Genomic DNA, 5,100 nt, shown 5'->3' with positions numbered 1-5,100 from the left:
CTTCCTCATCGCGCTGCGAGAGAAAGGCTTTCGCGTTACGGCGGTCTCGAGCGGTTCTCCCGTACCGTTTTTAAGGCATGACATTTCGCATCACAGGTTTTCCTTCGACCGGTTTGCATCTGGCGGCGGGGAATGGCGTGCTCTCGGAACGATGCGCCGATTGATGCGGGAGCTTCGGCCCGACATCATCCAGAGTTTCGACACCAAGCCAAATCTGTTGACGCCCCTTTCCATGCGGGGAACAGTTCCGGTTATTCGCACCATCAACGGGCTGGGCTGGACGTTCTCATCTCTGGCGCCTCGCGCTTTGGCCCTGCGTCCGGTCTATTGCGCGCTGCAATGGCTCGCGTCTTCGTGGACGGCGGCGACCGTTTTCCAAAATCGTGATGACCAACTGTTCTTCGAGCGCTTTCGGCTGACCGGTCGCGGAAGCTCGCGACTGATACGCAGTTCCGGAATCGATGTCGATGCGTTCGCAACGGTGCGCCATCTCGGGTCCTCGGCAACGAAGATGCGTAGGGAACTCGGCCTCCAGTCCGCCGAAGTGGTGATCTTTGTCGGCCGCTTGACCCGTCAGAAGGGTGTGGGAACCCTCCTCGAGGCGGTTCCTCGCGTCGTGGCCGAAAGACCAGCAGCACGATTTGTGCTTGTCGGCCCGCGAGAATCCGAAGGCTCATTCGCAATCGACAAGTCCGAGATCGACCGGCACGCATCTCATGTGCTGGCCTTGGGTCCACGACGCGATGTCGCTGATCTCCTTGGCATGGCCGATGTATTCGCCTTTCCCACCCAGTATCGCGAAGGAGTACCGCGTGTGTTGCTGGAAGCGGGGCTTTCGGGACTGCCAATCGTGGCTTCCAGGATGCCAGGCTGCAGAGACGTCGTCGAAGACGGGTGGAATGGCTACCTGGTTGCACCGCATGACGCCGATGCCCTTGCCTCGCGAACAATAGACTTGCTGTCCGACCGCGCTGGGGCAAAGGCAATGGGCGTCCGTTCCGCTGAACTTGTGCGGGAGCGATTTGCCCTGCCGTTGGTGGTCGATCAGTACTGCGACCTGTACGAAAACACACTCCGCGCGGGGCTTCCGCGACCGCTCCCTGCTGTCGCACTTGAGGGCAGCCTCGCAGATCACCGGGGCGGAGCACGTCAATGATCCGGGACGCCTTGCTCGCCCTGGGAGTTGCGATGTCCTACGCGACGCAACTGGCCGTTCCGGGATTGCCGCTCGGCTATGGCGAATTGTTCATCGCGATCTGGATCGTTCTGGCGATTGGACGAATATTCGCCGGGGGTCGTCTCCAGGTCACACCCGCTTTTGTCCAACTGGCGAGCTTCTGGCTGATCTTGTCGCTGGCTTTGGGAATCGGCACGATCGTCGGCTACCTGACCACCGTCCTTTACTTGACCGGGCTGGTACATGACCTGATGGCCTACATGCTGCTGGCCGGCTTCACATGCCTGGCGGCCGCGGAGCCCGACGCCGATCGTCACCTTCGCCGCAGTGCCTGGTGGGTGATCGCCATCGCCAATGGAAGCTTCGTAATTCAGCTGGGATTGGCATTTGGGGTAGCCCACCAGCCCGGCGTCGACCCCTGGTTCTGGGACAGATTCCGTGGCTGGTCCGAGAACCCGAACCAACTTGCGCTCTATTGCGCGCTTTTTGGCCCCCTGGCTTTGCACCTTGCCACGACCACCCGTAACCCATGGCGCCGTTTGCTCGCATTCTCCAGCCTGATCCTGACCTTTTATGTCGGCCGGCTGACGAAGAGCGACACCTATCTCTACACCAGTATCCTGAGCTGCCTCGTCTTTCTCGGATTGCGGCTTCGTGCATGGATCGCAACAAGCGGTCGCGCCAGCCTGCCCCGCTTGTCAGCAATTGTGCTGTTGGCGGGTTCCTTGCCTTTAGCGCTGGCGATGACGCCCTACGCGCTCACCGAAGAGGCCAGCGTCGCCCATTTTGCCAAGAGCCTTACCAAGGACCAGGGTGGGGAAGCGACACTCGAAACGTTCGAACTCCGGCTCTATCTGTGGCAGGACGCGGTGGAAACGGGGTTGAAATCCGGGTCGCTGGGATTGGGCCCTGGGCCTCACCTCGAGCGCCCGCCCGTCGCCGACCGTCAATTTCTGCAGCGACCTTTCGAGGCCCATAATACCGTTCTTGACCTTTACCTGCAGGGCGGATTGCTTGCGGTGATGGCATTGGTCTGGATCGTGGGAGCCGCAATGTCGGTTGCCTGGCGAGCGGGCTTCGACGCGCTGCTGGTGCTCGGTGCGTCGACGATAATCTTCAGCATGCCTCACCTGATCATCCGCCATCCGATCGTGTGGTTTTCGCTGGCTTTCTGCCTCGTTGCCGGAAATCCGACCGCACTTCGGCGGCAACTTGCCGAGCCCAGGGTGCCCTAAATGTGTGGGATCGCCGGAATTCTATTGGCTTCCGATGCCACAGACATAAAGCCGCTCCAAGCGATCGGGCGGATGACCGCATCGCTGCGTCACCGGGGCCCGGATGGCGAAGGGCTCTGGGCCGATCGCGAGGCTGGAATCGCATTGGGCCACAGGCGATTGGCAATTGTCGACCTGTCAGCCGCCGGGCACCAGCCGATGCATTCTGCCAGCGGCCGGTACGTGATCACCTTCAACGGTGAGATATACAATTTTCGCGATTTGCGTTGCGAACTCGAGGGTGCGGGCCAAACCTTTCAAGGTGCCAGCGACACCGAAGTGATGCTCAGCGCAATCGAGCATTGGGGGCTTGAGACCGCCCTCACACGCTTTGCCGGAATGTTCGTGTTCGCATTGTGGGATCTGAAGACAAGAAGCCTGCATCTGGCCCGTGACAGGATGGGCAAAAAGCCCCTCTATGTTGCTTCGACCCGAGACGCATTGGTTTTCGCCTCTGAGCTGAAGGCGATCAACACCTTTCCGGGCTTTTCTCCCGACCTTGATCTTGATGCCGCGGCGGCAATGCTTTCAACGGGATGGGTGCCGGACCATCTCTGTATCTGGCGAGGCGTGTTCAAACTGCCGCCTGGTTCCGTCCTTTCCGTCACCGCGGCGAATTATGCCGAAGACCGCAGCGCGGACCGTCTTTCGCAACGCGTTCACCGCTGGTGGTCACTGGCTGACGTTGCAGCCGATGGGCGACGGAACCCCGCTACCGGCACCGACGACGATCTGGTTGACGAACTGGACAACCGGCTTCGGCTGGCCGTGCGGGAACGCATGATCGCCGACGTCCCTCTGGGCGGCTTCCTGTCGGGCGGGATCGACAGCTCAGCCGTGATCGCCCTGATGCAGGCTCAATCCTGCAAGCCGGTTCGCAGTTTCACGATCTCGTTCGCAGAGGGCGGCTTTGATGAAGCTCCATACGCAGCGGCTGTTGCCCGTCATCTGGGTACCGACCACTCCGAACTTCACCTCTCGCCCAGCGCCGCACGTGACGTCATTCCCGAGTTGCCGCAGGTCTGGGATGAACCCTTCGCCGATGAATCGCAGATACCGACCTTGCTCGTTGCCAGGCTCGCTCGTCAGCACGTCACCGTAGCGCTGTCGGGCGACGGCGGTGACGAATGCTTCGCAGGATACGGCCGCCACTTCATGGCGGAGCGGTTGAAACGACACCTGCGTCTGCCCCGACACCTGCGCCGAACCTTGGCGGCAGGGGCAGGTTTTTTCGCACGCGCCGGACGCGACGATGTCATCGGCAAACTGCCACTCTCTGCGAGCGCGAGGCATTTTATCCGGAGCGACCGGATGGAACGTCTCGCCCGGCTGCTCACGGCATCGAATGAAGACGAATTGTTTCAGCGGCTGGCGCGGCCACAGGCTGAAAACCTGGGACGTCAGCGGCCCACCGAACCAATCTACGGCTACGGCGGTCCGCCGCTTGACGACCTGCTCTCCCGTCTTCTGTGCGATGACATGGAGGGATACTTGCCCGGCGATATCTTGGTGAAGCTGGACCGTGCCACCATGGCCAACAGCCTTGAGGGCCGGTGTCCTCTGCTCGACCACCGCGTTGTCGAATTCTCCTGGCGGCTGCCATCCAACATGAAAGTTCGTGATGGCGCCGGCAAATGGATCCTTCGTCGATTGCTACGCCGGTATCTCCCGCAGCACCTGATCGAGCGTCCGAAACAGGGCTTCGATGTCCCTATCGCAGCATGGCTGCGGGGTCCGCTGCGCAACTGGGCCAGCGATCTTCTCGCCGACATGCGAGCAGAAAGCAGTGACGTATTGGACGCTGCGAAGATCGACGCCTGCTGGCGCGATCACATTGATGGCCAGAACCGCTCGCGCGAATTGTGGTCCGCGTTGATGTTCCAGGCCTGGCGGAGCCAAGCCAACCGGCAAGCACAGCAAACCGGCCCAATTCATGAACCCGATCTGGCAGGAGTATAAAATGGTAGGTTCCGCAATCAGCCCGATCCAGCTGCCACGGATCAATCAACCACCAGCACCGGTTCTCGAAGGCAGAGTGCACGTGCGGTCATTGCGCGAATATGTCGAGCCGCCCACCGCGTCGCGCCAACTCTTCGTGATTCTGGCAAGGCGAAAATGGTCTATTGTTGCCTTCGCTGTGTTGGGCGGGCTGCTGGCGGGGTTGCTTGGAAGTCTTCGCCCGGTTCTCTACGAAGCAACTACTCAGCTTATCATCGACGCCCCATCGCGCGGTTCACTGCCCGTCGGCGCCCCGTCTTCGCAGGACCTCGTCGATTCAAGCATAGATGACCACATCACGATGCTATCGTCGCAAGACCATCTGCGCCGCGTCATGGCGGCACTGCGCAAGACAGGTGCGGCTGAAACCGGACAGGACAATTCCGCTAGCGGGAATTCCCGGCTTGAGCCGTCTGCCATCCCTCCCCCGAGGACACGCTCGCTTGCCGGTGGTCTACTGGACCGACTGTGGCCAGGAGCGGACAAAACAATCAGCGATTCACAAGCCGAGGATGCCTCCGAATTGAGAGCCTTGCGGCAAGGAATGCGGGTCGGGCAGGAGCTGCGATCGAGAGTAGTCTCCGTCGCTTTCGCCGATGACAGTCCCGCGCGGGCGGCGCTCGTGGCCAACACATTCGCTCAGGTCTATGT

Annotated in this window: 4 protein-coding genes; all 4 read left to right on the top strand. The window is 61.0% G+C overall.

Annotated features, from left to right (window positions below; genetic code table 11):
* A partial coding sequence (locus EN925_RS22780; protein ID WP_164894337.1) for a glycosyltransferase family 4 protein occupies positions 1-1,156 on the top strand: 1,156 nt, incomplete at its 5' end.
* Positions 1,153-2,412 (top strand): O-antigen ligase family protein, encoded by a 1,260-nt coding sequence (locus EN925_RS22775; RefSeq protein ID WP_127367989.1) that lies wholly within the window; start codon positions 1,153-1,155, stop codon positions 2,410-2,412. The genes EN925_RS22780 and EN925_RS22775, both read left to right, overlap by 4 nt.
* The gene (gene asnB, locus EN925_RS22770; protein WP_127367988.1) at positions 2,413-4,410 is read left to right on the top strand and encodes an asparagine synthase (glutamine-hydrolyzing); all 1,998 of its coding nucleotides are present in this window, start codon (positions 2,413-2,415) and stop codon (positions 4,408-4,410) included.
* Between the two features lies 1 nt (position 4,411).
* The coding region (locus EN925_RS22765; protein WP_245487272.1) for a Wzz/FepE/Etk N-terminal domain-containing protein at positions 4,412-5,100 on the top strand (689 nt) is incomplete at its 3' end.

The organism is Mesorhizobium sp. M7A.F.Ca.US.006.04.2.1 (assembly GCF_004022915.1).
GTDB lineage: Bacteria > Pseudomonadota > Alphaproteobacteria > Rhizobiales > Rhizobiaceae > Mesorhizobium > Mesorhizobium ciceri.
The sequence above is the reverse complement of the archived record's forward strand: the minus strand, read 5'-3'. Positions and strand labels throughout refer to the sequence as shown.

Excerpts from the sequence above, each read along its gene's own strand:
- asnB (WP_127367988.1), top strand. The coding sequence starts at position 2,413 with ATGTGTGGGATCGCCGGAATTCTATTGGCTTCCGATGCCACAGACATA.
- EN925_RS22775 (WP_127367989.1), top strand. The coding sequence starts at position 1,153 with ATGATCCGGGACGCCTTGCTCGCCCTGGGAGTTGCGATGTCCTACGCG.